The organism is Pleionea sediminis, from assembly GCF_007570825.1.
GTDB lineage: Bacteria > Pseudomonadota > Gammaproteobacteria > Enterobacterales > Kangiellaceae > Pleionea > Pleionea sediminis.
The window spans coordinates 2,196,826-2,216,517 of the sequence record NZ_SUNB01000001.1 but is presented as its reverse complement, the minus strand read 5'-3'; the positions used below and the strand labels follow the sequence as shown (position 1 = coordinate 2,216,517).

Genomic DNA, 19,692 nt, shown 5'->3' with positions numbered 1-19,692 from the left:
ATACCCATGCAAGAGATTATATTAGGTGTCTCAGTCTTTACCGGGGTCGTTCTTGCTCTGGTTTTAATTATTTTGTTCGCGAAATCAAAACTAGTCGCTAGCGGTAAAGTTGAAATAAACATTAACGATGACGCAGAGAAATCCATAAGCACAAATGCTGGTGGAAAACTGCTAGGCGCGTTAGCCGATAGCGGTATTTTCGTTTCATCAGCCTGTGGTGGTGGTGGTACATGTGGGCAGTGTGTATGTAAAGTACTTGATGGTGGAGGATCAATTCTACCTACTGAGGAAAGCCATATTACCAAGCGCGAAGCAAAAGAAGGCTATCGACTTTCTTGCCAAGTCGCCGTTAAGCAAAACATGAAAGTAGAGCTTCCCGAAGAAGTATTTGGTACTAAAAAGTGGGAATGCGAGGTCATCTCTAATGATAACGTCGCCACTTTCATCAAAGAGCTTCGTTTAAAGCTACCAGAAGGTGAAGTTGTTCCCTTCCGGGCTGGTGGTTACATTCAAATAGAATGTCCTCCACATGTATCGAAATACAATGAGATGGAAGTCGCTGAAGAGTATCATCCAGATTGGGATCGCTTTAAAATTTGGGACTTAGTTTCAGAAGTTAAAGAAGAAACGATTCGTGCTTACTCGATGGCAAATTATCCTGAAGAAAAAGGCATGATAATGCTCAATGTTCGTATTGCAACGCCACCGCCTAACAACTGGAGCTTACCGCCAGGGAAAATGTCTTCGTACATTTTCAACCTGAAAAAAGGCGACAAAGTTACTATTTCAGGCCCATACGGTGAATTTTTTGCCAAAGAGACCGATAACGAAATGGTATTTATTGGTGGTGGTGCCGGTATGGCTCCTATGCGTTCGCATATCTTCGATCAATTACGTCGAATAAAGACTAATCGAAAAATTTCATTTTGGTATGGCGCACGAAGCAAGCGAGAAATGTTCTATGTTGAAGATTTCGATATGCTAGCTGCAGAAAACGAAAATTTCGAATGGCACACTGCACTTTCGGATCCCATGCCCGAAGATAATTGGGAAGGCTACACTGGATTTATTCACGAAGTACTTTATGAGAATTATCTTAAGAATCATAAAGCTCCTGAAGATTGTGAGTATTACATGTGTGGACCACCTATGATGAATGCTGCCGTTATCAAGATGCTCGAAGACTTAGGCGTCGAGCGGGATAATATATTCCTTGATGATTTTGGTGGTTAATAAATCTCGAAAGCGGCTCTCAAGAGTCGCTTTCTAGTTTTAACAGGCTGACAAGTGCTCGAAATCCTCCCCTACATTCTTCTTGGTCTTTCATTTATATTGAATATAATTTTATTCGTTCAATATTATTGGCAAAAAAAAGAGCTAGCCATTGCAAAGCAGACAGATAAAACAACAGGGTTAAATAATACTCAAGCAACTTTTGCTGAGCTCGAGCAAGCTTTTTTATATGCCAAAAGATACCACCGCCCATTAACCATCGCTTTACTACATATTGGAGGATTATCTGAATTAGAAGATGACTCTACAGGAGCTAGAGATAAGCGATTAAAAAAAATTGCGAAAGAATTAAATGCACTATTGAGAAATACTGATATTTTAGGACGTGTCGATAATCAACAGTTCCTAATTGCACTCACACATACAAACACTCATGACGCGCGAGCGGTTTTTGAAAGAATCTCAGAAGTGTTAACAAAAGCTTTTAGCGATTCTTTTTTCAATCTAGGTGTCGTTCACGTTTCAAGTATCATCACTTCTTCAAAAGAGCTTATGTCAGAGGCACAAATGGCTTTAAGAGACTCAAAAGCTAATGGTGCAAATCAAATTGCATACAGCTCTCACAAACACACAGATTAAAAGGTTTATTATGTTTAAAGCTAGAGCTTTAGTTTATCTTCTTTTTCTACCTTTTATATTGTCATGTGATTCCCCGAGCTATAAAAAGCTCAGAGGAGAGACCATGGGAACTTGGTACAACATAATATTTAAAGAAGAGCATAAAAATACTGGAGACCTAGCGAAAGTAATTGACTTGCGACTATCAAGCTTGAACCAAAATCTCTCAACCTATATTGAACAATCGGACCTTAATCAACTTAATCGCTCATCATCAGATGGCTGCGTTGAAGTTAGTGATGATACCGCGGCTGTCATGAAAGAAGCATTGCGGATTTATAATCTTTCTAATGGTGCTTTCGACCCAGGCCTGGGACCATTAATTGAACTTTGGGGATTTGATAAAAAAGATACTCACGAAATGATTCCAAATGAGGGAAGCATTCAAGAAATGTTGACCAAACTTACATTTGGCAAGTCCGAACTGAATGAGCAAAAACAATGCATCAAGAAAGGTAGTTCCGATTTAGCAATTAACTTTTCAGCCATTGCCAAAGGGTATGCAGTCGATGAATTAGCAGAAGTGTTAGAAAAACGATATGGCATAAAAAATTACTTAGTAGAAATTGGAGGCGAAGTTAAGGTCAAAGGAAATAATAATCAGGGCAAACCATGGAGAATCGCTATCGAAGCGCCTGATCCATCCTCTCGCACGGTGCAAAAAATAGTCAACCCAGGTATAATGGGAGTCGCAACCTCAGGTGATTATCGCAACTACTTTGAAAAAGACGGTAAAAGGTATTCGCACACGATAAATCCTGTGACCGGTTACCCAATTGACCATCAATTAGCTTCAGTCACGGTCATCCATCCCTCAGCCATGACAGCAGACGCATTAGCGACCGCGTTTATGGTCTTGGGAGATAAAATAGGATACGAGCTTGCAGAGAAGAACAAAATTGCTGTTTTCATGATTATAAAAACAGCAGACGGATTTGAAGAACAATACAATCAACACTTTAAGCCTTATTTAAACTAATTTAACGATATATCAGGTAAACTTATAATGACCACTGTTTTTTTGATTACTTTCGGTATCATGCTGTTCGTTATTACCATTATGGCAGTTGGATATATATTCCAACGAAAAACCATAACCGGCAGTTGTGGAGGAATGTCTACGCTAGGAATTAAAAAGGTCTGTGATTGTGACGAGCCATGTGAAAAACGCAAAGAAAAAATGCGCAAAGAAGCGAGTAAAAATCAGCTAGAGATCGATATTAAACAAAATTAGAGAAAGAATTATGAGCCTGCCTTTATTCTGCAGGCTCCAAGCTCTCAACTCCAATTGACACCAATTGTCTCCATTGCCTTCAAGACATTCGCACGACAAATCATTCCTACCAAAACATTTTTCTCAATTACTGGTAAGCAGCGACAATTACATTTCAAAAATTTCTCAGCAACATCAGCAATGCTATCATCAGGGTGGGCAGAGATAACGCCTTGTGTCATACGATCCATAACTCGATCACCCAAGTCTCCGTTATAAATCGCACTACGAACAACATGCAAACAATCTTTTTCGGACAGAAATCCGATCACTTCTCGGTGCTCATCAACTACAGCAGCACCACTCAAATTGTACTCAAGCAATGTTTCAACCGCTTCGAGAATATCAGTCTCTGGCTTGAGCGTAATAGCAGCAGAGGTCATATAATCTCGGGTTGTAACCGATTTGAGCATAGGGTTTCCTCCGGGAAATATCTAAAGCAATTGTATTTATTTATTTTTTCAATGTGGCTCGAGAGCGTATGCTATCTATTTAAAACCCAATTTCGATTTCAAAAACTTCATACTGCAAGCACTTATGTGAAAAAACCTATTATCACCAATAAGTAAATCACAAAGGATTAATTTTCACTAGGTAAAACCATAATTTTTTTTATGGTGCAGAGCGCCATTTAGCGCTCTCTTAATAAGGACACTTGAGATTATTTACAATTAGCTTCAACAACTTCAGCCAAATGCTGAGAGCATTCTTTAACCAAAGTAGGATCTTCTCCTTCCACCATAACTCGAATGAGAGGCTCTGTTCCTGAAGGCCTTAATAGCACACGGCCTTTGTCAGCGAGTTTACTTTCGACCTCTTTAACTGCGCTTTTAACCGCATCTGACTCTAATGGATTACTTTCTTTCGAGGGCAAACGGACGTTAATCATTGATTGAGGATATTTTGTCATACCTGATTTTAAATCGTGGAGCGATAAATCTTGCTTCGCCATAACTGACAACACTTGTAACGCAGAAACAATTCCATCGCCGGTAGTTGTCGCGTTCAAACAGATGACATGCCCTGAAGATTCTCCACCATATATCCACCCATGCTCCTTTAATCGCTCCATGACATATCGGTCACCGACTTTTGCTCTGGCGAAAGGAATATCTTGCTTTTCTAAAGCCTTTTCCATTCCAAGGTTGGTCATTAACGTTCCAACAACACCACCATTGAGACGGCCTCTTTGCTTGGCATCTCGAGCAATGATAAATAATAACTGGTCGCCATCAACTTGCTCACCACGCTCATCAACCATCATGACACGATCGCCGTCGCCATCAAATGCAATGCCTAAATCAGCTTTCTCTGCGAGAACAGTTTCAGCGAGCTTACTTGTATCTGTGGCTCCACAGCCTTCATTTATATTCAAACCATTAGGTTTATTGCCTATGGTAATGACTTCAGCACCTAACTCATTAAAAACGGCAGGAGCAATGTGATAAGTCGCTCCATGAGCACAATCGAGAACTATTTTTAAGTTTGAGAAATCTAGAGCAGAAGGAATGGTAGCTTTACAAAACTCTATATATCGCCCACGCGCATCTTCAATGCGACGAGCTTTTCCTAGCTCATGCGAGCCGACGGTTTCCATCGGTCGATCCAACATTGCTTCTATTTCAAGCTCAACTTTATCAGGAAGCTTATAACCATCATTCGAGAAAAACTTAATCCCATTGTCATTAAACGGATTGTGAGAAGCAGAAATGACAATTCCAGCATTAGCCCTAAAAGTTCGCGTTAGATATGCAATTCCAGGCGTTGGCATTGGTCCCAACTGTAGAACATCGACACCCGCCGCGATCAATCCTGCCTCCAGAGCAGATTCAAACATATAACCCGATATGCGCGTGTCTTTACCAATTAAAACTTTACTCCCAGCTCCATCACCGAGTACTTTACCAACAGCCCAACCAAGTTTAAGGGCAAAATCTGCCGTTATTGGGTATTCACCGACTGTTCCTCTTACACCATCGGTGCCAAAATATTTCCGTTTTGTCATTGGATTACCTTAGATTTCCTCATTGTACACTGCACCAAATACACATATCGCATCTCGTGTTTCGGCAACGTCATGAACGCGAATTATATTCGCTTTTTTAATCGCTGCAATAAGAGCGACGCTGATGCCTGCGGCTAATCGCTTTTCAACTGGCTTATCCGTTATTTGCCCCAGCATAGACTTACGCGACATACCGACAAGCACAGGCAAATTTAAATTCTGAAAACGCTCTAAATTTTTTAACATATGGAGGTTATGCTCTAGTGATTTTCCAAAGCCAAACCCAGGGTCAATTGATAAAAGAGAGCGATCGATACCGGCTGCTTCACATCGTCTAATTCGCAACTCCAAGAACCGGAGAACATCAGCCACCACATCATCGTAAGTAGGATTGGTTTGCATAGTTCTCGGTTTTCCTTGCATGTGCATTAAGCAAATGGGTAATCCTGTTTGTGCTGCAGATTCAAGTGCACCATCTTCTTGTAACGCTCTAACATCATTAATCATTGCAGCACCTGCTTTTGCTGCTTCCAACATAACGACCGATTTACTGGTGTCGATAGATACAGGCTTACCTAAATTTGCGATCGCCTCGATAACTGGAATAACCCGATCAAGTTCTTCGTTAATAGAGACTTCCTTTGCACCAGGCCTGGTAGATTCGCCACCAACATCAATAATATCAACACCCTCTTCAATCATTGCTTCAGCTCTACTTCTAGCCTTTATCGGATCAATGAAAGACCCTCCATCAGAAAAGGAATCGGGCGTAATATTCAGAACCCCCATGATTTGAGGTAAATCAGATTGATATAGAGAATGCATCTTAATTGAGGAGCTACTGTGTTTAATTTTGATTACGAGAAGTAATTATATCTGCACCTTGGAGCAAAATAAAAAAAAGGAGCTATTTAAGCTCCTTTTTAGAGATAAATTGCGACTTAGTGCTCGCTCGCTGGACCACCAATAGGATTGGAGGAAGGCTTATCTCCAGACGGTGCTGTACCCGATGGATTATCACCAGAAGGTCCATTTTTATCATTCCAACCTTCAGGAGGTCGAGGGTCTTTACCATTCATAATGTCATCAATTTGCGCAGCATCAATGGTTTCATATTTCATTAATGCTTTTGCCATTGCATGCAACTTATCGGTATTTTCATTAAGAATTTTTTCAGCTCGTAAATAATTGCGATCGATAATTGCTTTCACTTCTTTATCAATTGCCGTCGCAGTTTCATCCGAAACATTTTTGTGCTGAGTAACTGAACGACCAAGGAACACTTCACCTTCATCTTCCGAGAAGTTCATCGGTCCTAATTCAGATAAACCATAATGAGTAACCATATTTCGAGCAATTTCAGTCGCTCGTTGAATATCGTTAGAAGCACCAGTGGTTACACCGTCCTTCCCATTAATCATTTCTTCTGCAATACGACCGCCGTAAAGCGAACTCAACATGCTCTCAAGCTGCTCTTTACTCTGACTGTATTTATCTTCTTCTGGCAGGTACATCGTAACACCAAGAGCTCGTCCACGAGGAATAATACTGACCTTATAAACCGGATCATGCTTTGGAACTAAGCGGCCGACAATGGCATGACCTGCTTCGTGATAAGCGGTATTTAACTTCTCATCTTCACTCATTACCATTGATTTACGCTCAGCGCCCATCATGATTTTATCTTTGGCTTTATCAAACTCTGCCATTGATACCGTTCGGCGATTCGCTCGGGCTGCAAATAACGCAGCTTCATTAACGAGATTGGCCAAATCAGCTCCAGAAAAGCCAGGCGTACCTCGCGCGATAACAGCAGGCTCGACATCGTCGCCTAAAGGCACTTTTCGCATGTGAACCTTGAGTATTTGTTCACGACCGCGAATATCAGGGAGTCCGACGACCACCTGACGATCAAAACGGCCTGGACGCAGTAAGGCCGGATCCAATACATCGGGTCGGTTGGTTGCAGCAATGACGATAACGCCTTCACCACCTTCAAAACCATCCATTTCAACCAACAATTGGTTTAGTGTTTGCTCTCTTTCATCATGACCACCGCCGAGACCAGCACCACGATGACGACCTACCGCATCAATCTCATCAATAAAAATTATGCATGGCGCCTGTTTTTTAGCTTGCTCAAACATGTCTCGAACTCGAGAAGCACCAACACCAACAAACATTTCTACAAAATCGGAACCTGAAATCGTAAAAAATGGAACTTTCGCTTCGCCCGCAATCGCTTTAGCAAGAAGTGTTTTACCCGTTCCTGGAGGACCGACCATCAAAACACCGCGTGGAATTTTACCGCCCAAGCGTTGAAACTTTCCAGGATCTCTTAAAAAGTCGACTAACTCTTCAACTTCTTCTTTTGCTTCTTCAACGCCAGCCACGTCGGCAAAAGTGGTTTTTATTTGATCTTCCCCCATCAGGCGGGCTTTGCTCTTACCAAAAGACATCGCACCTTTGCCGCCACCGCCTTGCATCTGGCGCAACATAAAGATCCAAAAACCGATTATTAAGGCTGTTGGAAGAAGATAGAGAAGAATCGTCCAAAAACCGCTGCCATCGTCAGGCTTTTTCGCCTCAACATTGACACCGTTCTGCTCGGCAGTCTCGATTAAACTCTCGAAAGAAGAATCATTTGCTGGAATGACTGTCTTTCTTGCAGGACCAGTTCCCAAACGCGCTTCCACGTCTAAGCCCTGAATCGTAATTTGGTCAACTCGGCCAGCCTGAATATCCTCTTTCAATTGAGAATAACTGTAGCGTTCCTGTTGACCCTGCCCCGGCCCAAAATTATTAAAAACAGAGATAAGAACCACTGCTATAATGGCCCAGAGCAACAAATTTTTAGCCATATCGTTCAAACTAACGACCTCTTTTCACTCGGTTATATTGGCATTATTACCCACTGAGTTGAGCTGTCAAACCGTTATTCGTAACACTTTACGATATTGTGACGGTTTGCAACTAACCCTTAAAACCTTTTGCCAGTATGTATACCTCGCGCGAACGTGCGCGAGAAGCATCGGGTTTCCTTATTTTAACGTTGGAAAAAGCCTTTCGGACTTCCGCCAAATACGCATCAAAGCCCTCCCCCTGGAATATTTTAACCAGTAAGGCTCCGCCAGGCTTTAAAACTTGTCTTGCTAAATCTAGTGCCAACTCAACTAGATACATAGCTCGAGGCTGATCAACGGCACTCATCCCGCTTATATTGGGGGCCATATCAGATAAAACAAGGTCTGCATTTTGACCAGCCATTGCATCGAGAAGCTGAGTTAGTACTAACTCCTCTCTAAAGTCGCCTTGAATAAAGGTAACTCCTGCAATTGAATCCATAGGCAAAACATCCAGAGCAAAAACTTGTCCTTTATCTCCCACTTTTTCAATGGCAAGTTCAGACCAACCTCCTGGCGCAGCGCCCAAGTCTACAACAGTCGCGCCTTTTTTGAATAACTTATCCTTGTTATCCATTTCCTCCAGCTTGAACAAAGCTCGAGAGCGCCGACCTTCAAACTGTGCTTTTTTGACATAAGGATCGTCAAAATGTTCTCTCAGCCAGCCTTTACTACTTTTACTTCGCCCCATGTTACAAGCCCAAATTTAAATATTAATTATATAGCAATCAAAATAAGATTATATCGTATCTGTCAATTCAGTTAGAATAGCAGCGCCTCAATTGAGATGATTCAGGCTGACAAAGGAGTATTAAATATATGAAATTATCCACATCACAAACGCGGTTTTTGCGTTCTCAAGCTCATAATCTTAAGCCCGTCGTAATGGTTGGCGGAAAAGGTGTCACTGAGGCCTTACTCGAAGAGCTTGAAATTGCATTAAATGCTCATGAGCTAATTAAAGTAAAAGTTAGCGCAGAAGAGCGAGAGGAGCGCGATGAAATGATCGACATTCTTTGTCGTAAATCAGGTGCGGTAAAAGTTCAACGAGTCGGACACATTGTGACACTTTTCCGAAGAAATTCACAAAATCCGAAAATTGAACTGCCCAAATAGAGTTGACGCAGTACCACTGAGTCTACCTATAGCGAATTTCAATATCTCCAGCGCTGACCAATCATGGCCAAATTGAGCCATTTTCAGCGCTGGAAAACTCCGAGAGTACTTCTCAAATCAATCCCCTCGCACTTTAAACAACCGCTTTTAAACGCAACTCTTCAGAAAGAACTATCATTACTAACAAGCACAATTAAAATTTAAGTGTATTAAATTTGGAGCTTAGAATGATAGCTATTGAAGATGTCATGACTCAAAATCCAATCACCTTATCTCGTTTTAACTCATTAGCTGACGCGAGAAAGCTGATGAAAGATAAAGGATTTCGCCATGTACCTATTGTGAACGAATTTGGTGAGCTAGTAGGACTGGTTACTCAACGAACCATATATCAATATGGCATATCCTCCCAAACTTTTATGGATGAAAAAGAACTATCGGAAATTGAAACAGGCACTCTTTTGTCCGACATTATGACGACAGAACTAACAACCGTATCACCCAGATGCAAAGTGAATCGTGCTGCTGAAATTATACATAAACATAAATTTGGGTGTTTACCGGTTGTCGATGCGGATAAAAAATTAAAAGGAATCATCACCGATCATGACTTTGTGACTATTTGCGTGCAATTGTTAGAAATGCTTGAGGAATCGGAACCTTTGGAAGATGACGAACCATAATATTATCGAATGCGCAAAATTCTTAGCCAGCGCCAAACATTAACCAAGCTCATAAGAGCAGAAGCCACATAAGTTAACGCAGCAGCTAGTAGTATTTTACGTGCGGCTTTTAATTCTGAACTCGATAAATAATTTCCCTGTTCAAGAATCGGTAAAGCGCGATTAAAACTAGCGTCCCACTCAACAGGTAGTGTAATTAGATGAACTAAAACCGAAATTCCCATAGATAAAATAACAGCAAGTAAAAATAGACCACTTAATATTGGGGAACGTGACACCAGGGCAATTACCGGCAAAATCAAAAAAGCAATGCCTCCGATCTTTTCCGCAATGATAGCAATCTTTGCCAAACGGGTTCTCAGTTTGAGCCATCGATAATTGGAATGATCTTGTATGGCATGTCCAACCTCATGTGCCGCAACCGCTACGGCACTCAAAGAACGACCACTTAAATAATTTTTTGTGAGCCTCACGGTTTTATCTTTTGGATCATAGTGATCACCTAAGTCCGTCTCCTCAATTTTAATAGGTAAAGAAAAACGGGTCGCTAGGTGTTGAGCCAATTCGCCTCCTGTACCAGGAAGCGCATCGTATTCAATGGAATATTTTCTAAGTGTGCGATTAACCCACCAACCAGGAAAGGCAACAATCAAAACGATACAAATAAAACCAACCAGATACAACAAATGAGTTAACCGTCTATCCGTTTTTAAAACTAACTAAATATGATTTGCAAAGTAATGCCACTGTTTATCCCAGTTTTCCATCGGTAAACGCTTAAAGCCACTTCGGACAAACTGTTGAATCCGCCCTTCTGCGGAAGATAGAATTGCGTTTGCCAAGATCCCTGCATCTAAATGGTCTTTACGCTGTAACATACGCTCATCACGAATGATTTGCTTTAACTGAGTTTCAATGCGATCAAAAAACTGCACCACTCTTTCTCTTAACCTTTCATGTTCTCCAATCAACGCATCACCCATTAACAACCGACAAATTCCAGGATTTTTTTGCGCAAATCCTAAAAGTAAATTCAATATCAATTGACAGCGTTCTGTTGCTGAGTTTGACTCGCCAACGATCATTGTAATTCGAGAAAATATACTTTCTTCAACAAATTCCAACAGTCCCTCGAACATTTTGGCTTTACTTGGAAAATGACGATACAAAGCAGCTTCAGAAACTCCAACTTCTTTAGCCAATCGCGCCGTTGTAATTCTTGCTCCGATTTCTGTCTCGAGCATATGCGCTAAACATTGCAAAATTTCTTGGCGACGCGATCCACTTTTTTTTATGGCAGGCATAGTTTAATTCCCCATTAATATTCTTTTTAAAATGGCATCTGAATTGAATTATCAATCGCGAGCATTTGTTTTCGAAATAAATCTTGAATGCGACTCATACTTTGCTCATCATCAGCTTCAAACCGAATAACAAGCGAAGGCGTTGTATTCGAAGCTCTTACTAATCCCCACCCATCATCAAAGTCCACCCGAACACCATCTGTTGTATTAATTCGACCATTAGAAAAATCTCCATTTTTCGCAAGTTTGTTTACAAAGTCGAATTTTCGAGAATCCGAGAAACTGATATTCAATTCAGGTGTTGTTACAGAGTCAGGCAGAGCTTTAAAGACTTCTTCAGAGGAGCGAACGTCTCCAGCTAAAATCTCTAATAGCCGAGCCGCGGTATACAATGCGTCATCGAAACCATACCAGCGTTCTTTAAAGAAAATATGCCCACTGCACTCGCCCGCCAGTAAAGCGCCGGTTTCTTTCATTTTTGCTTTTACTAATGAGTGGCCTGTTTTCCACATTATTGGACGGCCGCCATGTGAAGAAATCACTTTTGGTAAATGTCGTGTGCACTTAACGTCAAAAATGATGTCCGCGCCAGGGTTTCTTGACAAAACATCTATCGCATACAACATCATCTGACGATCAGGCCAAACAATGTTCCCTTCTGACGTAACAACACCTAAACGGTCACCGTCACCATCAAATGCCAACCCGATATCGGCTTTCTCACTTTTGACCATATTGATCAGTTCTTTAAGATTTTCGGGCTTACTTGGATCGGGATGATGATTAGGGAAGTTGCCATCGACATCACAATACAAACCCATAACCTCGCAGCCTAATCCTTGCAATAATGTAGGCACAATATTTCCGGCCACACCATTACCACAATCAACGGCTACTTTTAAAGGCTGAGCCAATGCAACATCAGACGTAATCTGGCCTATGTAATCAGGAACAACGTTTCTTGATTCTTCAGAACCTTTACCGCTGACAAGCTCATCTTGTAGGATTCGCTTGTAAAGATTGCGAATACCTTTTTGGGCTAGGGTTTCTCCTGCAATAACAATTTTTAATCCATTGTAATTGGCCGGATTGTGGCTTCCAGTCAACATGACACCTGTGCGAGTGTCTAAGTAATTGGTCGCAAAATAAAGTACTGGCGTCGGCACTTCCCCGATATCAACAACATCTCTTCCACTGAGCTTCAAACCTTCTTTTAATGCTTCTAAAAGAGTCGGCCCGGAAAGACGTCCATCACGAGCAACAATCACTTTTTGCTCGCCACGATCAAATGCTTCACTACCGATAGCTTTACCTATCTCTCGAACCACATCGGGAGATAGCTGGCTGTCGACGATCCCTCTAATATCGTAAGCTCTAAAAATGCTGTCTGGAATTTTCACTTGTTTATTTTCAGAGATGTCCTCAACATCTAATCCGCTATCGCTCCCGAGAGCAGAAGTTAAAGGAGCTTTTTGTTTCTCTTGTGAGCTTCCAGTCGATGCGGCTTGTTTTTCATCTTCTGTGCCTGCTTTACCTAAGGAAACATTTCCTCTTACTAGCGTAATGATCAAATCTCTAAAAAAATTAATTCTGAACCGAGAGGTATTTTCACTTAGCTTACCTGAGTCCATCAATACCTTAGCGAGCTCTCCACAATCGACTTTTACATCGTGCTGAATCGTTCTTAAACTTAAGAAGTTAATACCACCCACCACTAACAAAATAACTATGAGTCCTAGAGTGAAAAAAACCAACTCTTGTTGTCCAGAAAACTCCGAGCGATTTTCCGGCCAAAAAGCCACTCGCCAACTATCGCTTTCACTTTTACCAACAGCAAATGGATCTCCAGATTTAAACGACTGGTTACCTTCACTAATAATGAGTTGGTCGTTGTCATAAAAGCTTTGCCAAACTTCGACATAACCAGGCGTTTTATGAACTCTTTTCAAAGTATCCTGCAATAGTTGAATGTCGAGCCCCAAAAATACAACTGCGATTATTTCATCACCATTTTTGACTGGCGCCATAACTGATACAAACTGATCTGGGCTGGAAGGAGCAATCACTTCAGGAAAAGTCGTTGTATTTTTTGAAACTTTACGAACCAAATCTAACACAGCATTCGTTATGGGAGGCTTTGCCTGAGGATTTTGACGAATTACATCAGGAAAAATAACTTGCGTTCCAATAGAATAAGGAACTTGACTATTAATCCTTTGTTCAAACTCAGAGATAATCTCTTCATTACGGTTTTGAACGGCAGATATCAACGCTCTGTTTTTTGCAAACTCTTGAACAAAATCTCTCGACGTCTCGAGCTTCACCAAAATTGAATCAACATAACTCCTTAATGCCGTATCGATAAACATTTTATTTTTTTGAGCACTCGGGCCAGAAACCACCATTTGGTATTGAAAAATACCAACAATAATTATAATCAATAGAGACAGGAGTAAATAAGGAGCTCCAATGCCCATCAACGATTTCGCACCAGAACGATGACTCGACTTTTTACTTGCCGATGCGTTTGAATCTTGTTTAGATACTTTTCTCTTCACGTTTAATTCCTTTACTTATAGTGACCTAAGTATTTGTAGAATTTTTAGCTATTTGAGTTACCAGTTCTTTCGCAATTAAATGTTTCGGTTTCTTTTCTAAAGTAATTTTATCGGCACTTCTGAAAAATATCGTTAGTTCATTCTCATTTGAGTCAAAGCCAATATCTTTAGATGCGACATTGTTTGCACAAATCATATCTAAATTTTTGCGCTTTAGCTTGTCTTTAGCATAATATTCCAGATTCTCAGTTTCAGCTGCAAATCCAACACAAAACGGCTTATTTAACAAAGCTCCGACTTGCTGAATAATATCTGGATTCTTTTTTAACTCGATTGTCATGGTAGAAGCAGATTTCTTAATCTTATTTTCAGCTACCTCAACCGGTTGATAGTCGGCAACAGCTGCACACCCTACGAACACTTGTGCTTTCTCAACTTTTGCCATTACCGCAGACAACATTTCTTCTGCCGTTTCCACACAAACCCGCTCAACCCCTGGAGGAGCGGGTAAGCTAACAGGACCGGAAACCAGCGTTACTTGTGCGCCCATTCTCATGGCCGCTCGAGCAATTGCATACCCCATTTTTCCAGAGCTATTATTTGATAAAAATCGAACGGGATCGATCGGTTCTCTTGTTGGGCCTGCAGTAACTAACCAATGTTGTCCGGAAAGCTCATCAGAGTATGGTGAGAACAGTTCTTCAATAATTTCTGCTGGTTCAAGTAATCGACCTGCTCCAACTTCACCACAAGCCTGGCTGCCTTCACCCGGTCCAATTATTTGAACTCCTGACTTTTGAATAGATGTAGTGTTTTGCTGGGTTTTGGCTGCCGCCCACATTTGTTGATTCATCGCTGGCGCAATCGCGATTGGAGCGGCAGAAGCCAGGCAAACGGTCGACAGCAAATCGTCAGCTAATCCATAGTTTAATCGGGCAATCACATTCGCTGTAGCTGGCGCAATTAAAATTTGATCGGCCCACCGCGCTAACTCAATATGCCCCATAGCGGCTTCAGCAGCTTCGTCAAAGGTGTCACGATGCACAGGGTGACCAGAGACTGCTTGAAATGTTAGCGGAGACACAAACTCCATGGCAGAGTGCGTCATGATGACTCTCACATCACAATTCAAATCTTTCAATCGTCGGCACAGCTCGACACTTTTGTACGCAGCAATTCCGCCAGTGACCCCAAGGATAATACGTTTCATGGAATGAGAATTTCCAATAATTGTTTCTGTGCTAACGTTGCTCTTCGGCATATTTCGTCTAACACTTTTTTATTAATAACCAACCAATCTAATATATGTTAGCGAATAACCACTAACTTAACCACCTAAAGTCGATGAATTAGGGTCAATTTCATACACAGGTTTGCGAATTTATCTCTAAATAAATCTCAAACAAGCGATTAATATACCTCGGCTTGTGATAACCCTATAAATTACAAAGGAATGTTATGTCACTCAAGTCCTGGCCAGCTTCTGAACGGCCGAGAGAAAAACTGATTGAACACGGAGCACAAAGCTTATCCGACTCAGAACTACTGGCAATATTTTTACGAACCGGTACTCGAGGAAAAAATGCACTTGAATTAGCGAGAGAACTAATTTCTTCAACCGGCGGACTTAGACAATTACTCAGCTTAACGTTAAATGATATCGATCAGTTTAAAGGTTTCGGTACGGCTAAGTATGTCCAGCTACAAGCATCACTTGAAATAGCCAAACGTTGCCTGAACCAAAATTTAAGAGAAAACGACGCACTAGAATCAGCCGAACAAACGAAGCAATATTTAAAATACCAGCTTAGAGATTGCCATAATGAGCAATTTGCTTGTGTCTTTTTAGATAATCGACATCGAGTGATCGCATTTGAAGTACTCTTTACGGGCTCAATCAACCGAGCGTCGGTTTACCCCAGAGTTGTTGTACAAAAAAGTTTACATCACAATGCGGCTGCTCTCATATTGGCTCATAATCATCCAAGTGGCATTGCAGAGCCCAGTCAATCGGATATCGACATTACACACACTTTAAGAGATGTATTATCAGTTATCGATGTTACGGTACTGGACCACATTGTTATTGGCGATCAAGCTCCTATCTCTTTGGCCGAGCAGGGTTATTTATGAACAACAGGGGCGGACGCTATTTTTTAATAATAAAATCAAATGACAAAGTAACACCCAGATTTGCTTTCCAGTCAAAAACATCTTCCCACAGAATAAAGGGTCTTATTTCAAAAAAAATCCAGTCTTCAGGCATTCGCACCCGATACCCCCACGCTAATTGCGAACTGACCCATCGTGATTTTGGCTGCGAATGATAATGTGACGACCAGATTAATCGCCACGCAGAGGTATCTGACAGGGGATATATGAAAGAACTGGCAAAATTAGTATTAACACCAATAGTATCTTTTTCATCTTCCCGCCATGAAACAATTACGCGTTGTTGGAAAAAACGATTTTCAGGTAATATTTTTTCTATGTCGAGAATTGAGCGGTTTTCCCAACCAAATTTATGATACCAACGAACTCTTTGAGAAGCTCTAAGAAACCACTGCTCACCGATAGTTTTACTTTTTCTCAATCGACCACCCAGATAAAAGGAGTTTTCTCCAAATCGATACCCAAGTTTTACTCTTTGAAAATATCCAGGTGAACGCTCTTTTAAGTACTCAAGTCCCAGACTAGGTTGATCATCAGCATCTCGAATGGAATCAGTTAAGCTAGACCTTCCTGGCCCATTCTCATCATCATCGTCGTTTCCATCAAATGTTAAGCTTATCTTTCGCTCAGCATTCGGTAATCGGACTCGACCACTTACTCGTGTTTTAAAGTCCGTATCTCTCGACTCAGATTTTGTAACAGATTGACGCAAATCAAGTTCAACATCGACATCTTCATCCGGATAATCTGTATCGGCAAAAAATGAATCAATCCATTTTGCAGCTTCAGTAACACCAACAGCAACTCCTTTACGAATCAAATCAGAATTTGACTCTTGGTTTTCGGAATCCTCTTCCGTTGATGAGTCATCCTTTATATTACTTTCTTTAGACAACTCATTTTCCACTGAACGACTTTCATTGTTTGCCGTGCTGGTTGTGCTGCAGCCAAAGCTCAATAGCAAAAAAGTAATCAAAATTATTACTTTAATAAAGCTATCTATCTTCAAATTCAAAAGCCACATCAAAAACTCATAACTAACTTACTTTGGTTTTGCGAATATAAGCGTTTATCTTCCTTGATACATCAACAATATTAAAGGGCTTTTCAATAAAGTCATCCATACCTACTTCGCGACATTTATCTTTATTATCATTCGACACATCAGCTGTCAATGCGACAATGGGTGTAGCGTTAAGCTCGGACATCTTTTCATACTCACGAATTCGCTGCGTCGCAGTAAGTCCATCAACAATTGGAAGCATACAATCCATTAATACCAAACAAAAATTATCTTGTAGAAAGTGATCGATAGCTTGTTGGCCATTTTGAGCCCAAACAACCACGACTCCCTGCTTAGTTAATAACTTCTCAACGATTAAATAGTTGACCTCGTTATCCTCTACAACTAAAACTTTAGAGACATCAGCAAGTTGACTCATATCATTATTCAATAAGAGAGAAGAGTTATCAGACGTTAGTGTAGATTCTTCCGGATACTGCGAGTGGACTTGTAAAGTCGAACTTTCTCCATTCATCCCATCCAATAAACTAGTCATGGTATCAACCAATATAGGTTTACTAACTATATCTTTGATCTTAAGAAACTGACATTGACGATAGAAACTCACACTCGAGGTCGATGTCATAATGACTACGCGAGTATTCGACAACTCATTTAATTGCTTCTCTTTGACAATATCCAGCCCCGTTTTGCTTTCACTATTATTTGACAACAAATAATCAATTAATAATATCTGTGGTAAGTTGACTTCTGATTCATTTAGTTGCCTTTCTAGCTCGGCAATCGAACTAAAAATTCGACATTCAATATTTAAAAAGTTAAATATCTTTCTCAGTGTTTGTCTTCCTTCAGCGCTGTCGTCCAGAGCCCAAATTAAGCACGTAGTATAAGTAGTCGATTGGCGAACAGACATGGGCTCGCTGTTAGAGCATTGTTTAAGTTTCAACTCAAAATAAAACTCACTACCGTTATTAAGTTCTGAGTTAACTTCTAACTGCCCTCCCATCAGCTTAACCAGAGAATGACTAAGAGCCAAGCCTAACCCTGTTCCCCCATACTCTCTAGTTATTGTCTCATCAGCCTGATGGAATGCATTAAAAATATTCTGTATATGATTTGGATCAAGTCCAATTCCAGAGTCGATAACAGAAAAGCGAATAAATACACTGTCATCGTCGGTTTTGACAGTGCTGACTTTTAGCTTAACAAATCCTTCGTGCGTGAATTTAATCGCATTTGATATCAAATTATTAAGAACTTGCTTTAACCGTGTATCATCAACCATTACTGAAGTATCAATCACATCAGTTATATCAACCCAATAATCAATCTCCTTTACTAATGCAGCTGCCTTAAAGCTTTCCGCCAATTCTAGTAACAACTTACTCAAAGAAGTTGCAACTAAGCTCAGTGAAACTTTATTTGCTTCTAGCTTGGAGAAGTCGAGAACTTCATTTATGACATGAAGCAAATGCATTCCGGAAGAGTTTATCGTGTTTAGATTTTCCCTTTGCTCACGAGAGAGTTTAGATTGCCCTAAGAGCTGTGTCATGCCTAACACCCCGTTAAGTGGCGTTCGAATTTCATGACTCATTCGCGCCAAGAAGTCACTCTTTGCCTGGTTAGCATTTTCAGCTCTTTTTCTTGCTTTAATTAACATACCTTGACTTCTCTCGAAAGCATGAAGCAACAACTGCGATATCCAAATAGACAATCCACCAAACACAAGTATCGATAGAATAGAAATAATCCAGATGACTTTGGTTTGAGCATTAACAAAAAGATCAATCTCTTCGGTTGGAAGAATCCCGATATAGGTCCAGTCCAGTTCTTTTGATGGATACTTGAATAATGTAATGTCTTCGTTCTCGATAACCGCATTAGTGATAGTGACATCACGATTGAGTAAGTTAGTAACTGAATCAGGATAAACTTTCGACAAAGCTTTAAAATTATGAGATAAGCTCGATGTATCAGCTAAAATTCGAGATTTCTTTTCAACTAGCACTATCCTTGACTCATGCCCGAACTCGCTTTTCATCAACATATCGGTGAGTCCCTCTAAAGATACGTCCATTCCCACTACACCTAAAGGCTTTCCATTTGAGGACTTTATTAGCTTGACTGTGGAAATAATTGCAACCTCGTCGGCTTGCCAAAAGTAGGCGCTTGCCCGTGTAATATCCCCTTGCCCAGTCAGCCCAGCTTTAAACCAGGGACGCAGAGTTGGATCATAGTAATCCGTCGTTCTTCCTAGTGGCCATTGAACATAGCCACCTTCAAAATTACCAAAATATATATACGCAAAGCCTGGATTAGCCCGCGCAAATTGAAGAAAAATAGAATAAATCTGAGCTTCTTTACCACCAGCACTTTGCGGCATCATCAATTGAGCCTTACTCTCTTTATAAGTTGATATTCCAGTTCCAGACTTCTGGAAAACAGGCAGGCCACTCAAATACTTTAAATTATTTTCAATTTGGGAAAAAGTTAAATTAATGAAGCTGTCAATCTGCCGTACATCACTCAAAAAACGTTCTTTGAAATAGGCGCGCTCTTTTTTTTCTATCGAGTCGACAATAAAAAAACTAATAAGAAGGATCGGAATCGTAACAGCAAGTAAAAAGGCTATTACGAGTTGATATTTTAACTTTCGCTTTGAAATCACAAGTATATGCTATATGAAAAGGGAGATTGTCAATCTGCTTTTGACAGTAGACTTTAGTAGAGTATAGCAAATACT

Annotated in this window: 18 protein-coding genes; 7 read left to right on the top strand and 11 right to left on the bottom strand. The window is 40.7% G+C overall.

What is annotated here, in order from left to right; translation table 11 throughout:
- Nucleotides 1-6: 6 nt before the first annotated feature.
- The 4 genes from nqrF (at nucleotide 7) to nqrM (ending at nucleotide 3,145) form a co-directional block, all read left to right on the top strand.
- Entirely contained in the window at nucleotides 7-1,233 is a 1,227-nt protein-coding gene (gene nqrF / locus FAX86_RS09170) for an NADH:ubiquinone reductase (Na(+)-transporting) subunit F (RefSeq protein ID WP_144393023.1), read from the top strand.
- A gap of 54 nt (nucleotides 1,234-1,287) precedes the next feature.
- The gene (locus tag FAX86_RS09165; protein ID WP_144393022.1) at nucleotides 1,288-1,872 is read left to right on the top strand and encodes a GGDEF domain-containing protein; all 585 of its coding nucleotides are present in this window, start codon (nucleotides 1,288-1,290) and stop codon (nucleotides 1,870-1,872) included.
- 103 nt (nucleotides 1,873-1,975) lie between these two features.
- Nucleotides 1,976-2,890: an FAD:protein FMN transferase gene (locus FAX86_RS09160; RefSeq protein WP_164503517.1), complete on the top strand. Its 915-nt coding sequence runs from the start codon at nucleotides 1,976-1,978 to the stop codon at nucleotides 2,888-2,890.
- Between the two features lie 27 nt (nucleotides 2,891-2,917).
- A complete protein-coding gene (nqrM, locus tag FAX86_RS09155) occupies nucleotides 2,918-3,145 on the top strand; it encodes a (Na+)-NQR maturation NqrM (protein ID WP_144393020.1) in 228 nt (75 codons plus the stop codon).
- A gap of 44 nt (nucleotides 3,146-3,189) precedes the next feature.
- On the opposite strand, the gene FAX86_RS09150 is transcribed toward nqrM, so the two are convergent.
- The 5 genes from FAX86_RS09150 to rlmE form a co-directional block, all read right to left on the bottom strand.
- Nucleotides 3,190-3,597, bottom strand: a complete 408-nt coding sequence (locus FAX86_RS09150) for a CBS domain-containing protein (RefSeq protein WP_144393019.1) — start codon at nucleotides 3,595-3,597, stop codon at nucleotides 3,190-3,192.
- Between the two features lie 248 nt (nucleotides 3,598-3,845).
- Nucleotides 3,846-5,189 (bottom strand): phosphoglucosamine mutase, encoded by a 1,344-nt coding sequence (glmM, locus tag FAX86_RS09145; protein ID WP_144393018.1) that lies wholly within the window; start codon nucleotides 5,187-5,189, stop codon nucleotides 3,846-3,848.
- Nucleotides 5,190-5,198: 9 nt separating this feature from the next.
- On the bottom strand, nucleotides 5,199-6,014 hold the full coding sequence (folP, locus tag FAX86_RS09140; RefSeq protein WP_144393017.1) for a dihydropteroate synthase: 816 nt from the start codon (nucleotides 6,012-6,014) through the stop codon (nucleotides 5,199-5,201).
- A gap of 116 nt (nucleotides 6,015-6,130) precedes the next feature.
- Entirely contained in the window at nucleotides 6,131-8,050 is a 1,920-nt protein-coding gene (ftsH, locus tag FAX86_RS09135; RefSeq protein ID WP_205859137.1) for an ATP-dependent zinc metalloprotease FtsH, read from the bottom strand.
- A gap of 112 nt (nucleotides 8,051-8,162) precedes the next feature.
- Nucleotides 8,163-8,783: a 23S rRNA (uridine(2552)-2'-O)-methyltransferase RlmE gene (rlmE, locus tag FAX86_RS09130; protein WP_144393015.1), complete on the bottom strand. Its 621-nt coding sequence runs from the start codon at nucleotides 8,781-8,783 to the stop codon at nucleotides 8,163-8,165.
- Between the two features lie 128 nt (nucleotides 8,784-8,911).
- On the opposite strand from rlmE, the gene yhbY reads away from it, so the two are divergent.
- Nucleotides 8,912-9,208: a ribosome assembly RNA-binding protein YhbY gene (gene yhbY / locus FAX86_RS09125; protein WP_144393014.1), complete on the top strand. Its 297-nt coding sequence runs from the start codon at nucleotides 8,912-8,914 to the stop codon at nucleotides 9,206-9,208.
- 227 nt (nucleotides 9,209-9,435) lie between these two features.
- Nucleotides 9,436-9,891: a CBS domain-containing protein gene (locus tag FAX86_RS09120; protein ID WP_144393013.1), complete on the top strand. Its 456-nt coding sequence runs from the start codon at nucleotides 9,436-9,438 to the stop codon at nucleotides 9,889-9,891.
- 2 nt (nucleotides 9,892-9,893) lie between these two features.
- Here the strand turns inward: FAX86_RS09120 and FAX86_RS09115 are convergent, their stop codons facing one another.
- The 4 genes from FAX86_RS09115 to coaBC are packed head-to-tail and all read right to left on the bottom strand — an operon-like array spanning nucleotide 9,894 to nucleotide 14,963.
- A complete protein-coding gene (locus tag FAX86_RS09115) occupies nucleotides 9,894-10,577 on the bottom strand; it encodes a zinc metallopeptidase (protein WP_144393012.1) in 684 nt (227 codons plus the stop codon).
- Between the two features lie 33 nt (nucleotides 10,578-10,610).
- Entirely contained in the window at nucleotides 10,611-11,195 is a 585-nt protein-coding gene (gene slmA, locus FAX86_RS09110; RefSeq protein WP_144393011.1) for a nucleoid occlusion factor SlmA, read from the bottom strand.
- A 26-nt stretch (nucleotides 11,196-11,221) separates the two neighbouring features.
- A complete protein-coding gene (locus FAX86_RS22740) occupies nucleotides 11,222-13,753 on the bottom strand; it encodes a phosphomannomutase/phosphoglucomutase (RefSeq protein WP_281286389.1) in 2,532 nt (843 codons plus the stop codon).
- A gap of 25 nt (nucleotides 13,754-13,778) precedes the next feature.
- Complete coding sequence (coaBC, locus tag FAX86_RS09100; protein WP_246128534.1) at nucleotides 13,779-14,963, bottom strand: bifunctional phosphopantothenoylcysteine decarboxylase/phosphopantothenate--cysteine ligase CoaBC; 1,185 nt, start codon at nucleotides 14,961-14,963, stop codon at nucleotides 13,779-13,781.
- A 248-nt stretch (nucleotides 14,964-15,211) separates the two neighbouring features.
- Between coaBC and radC the strand changes: the two genes are divergently transcribed.
- Nucleotides 15,212-15,886, top strand: coding sequence for a RadC family protein (gene radC, locus FAX86_RS09095; protein WP_144393009.1), 675 nt, complete (start codon nucleotides 15,212-15,214; stop codon nucleotides 15,884-15,886).
- A gap of 16 nt (nucleotides 15,887-15,902) precedes the next feature.
- On the opposite strand, the gene FAX86_RS09090 is transcribed toward radC, so the two are convergent.
- Together FAX86_RS09090 and FAX86_RS09085 are read right to left on the bottom strand one after the other, a co-directional pair.
- The gene (locus FAX86_RS09090) at nucleotides 15,903-16,949 is read right to left on the bottom strand and encodes a hypothetical protein (protein WP_144393008.1); all 1,047 of its coding nucleotides are present in this window, start codon (nucleotides 16,947-16,949) and stop codon (nucleotides 15,903-15,905) included.
- Between the two features lie 13 nt (nucleotides 16,950-16,962).
- Entirely contained in the window at nucleotides 16,963-19,617 is a 2,655-nt protein-coding gene (locus FAX86_RS09085) for a hybrid sensor histidine kinase/response regulator (protein WP_144393007.1), read from the bottom strand.
- Between the last annotated feature and the right edge of the window lie 75 nt (nucleotides 19,618-19,692).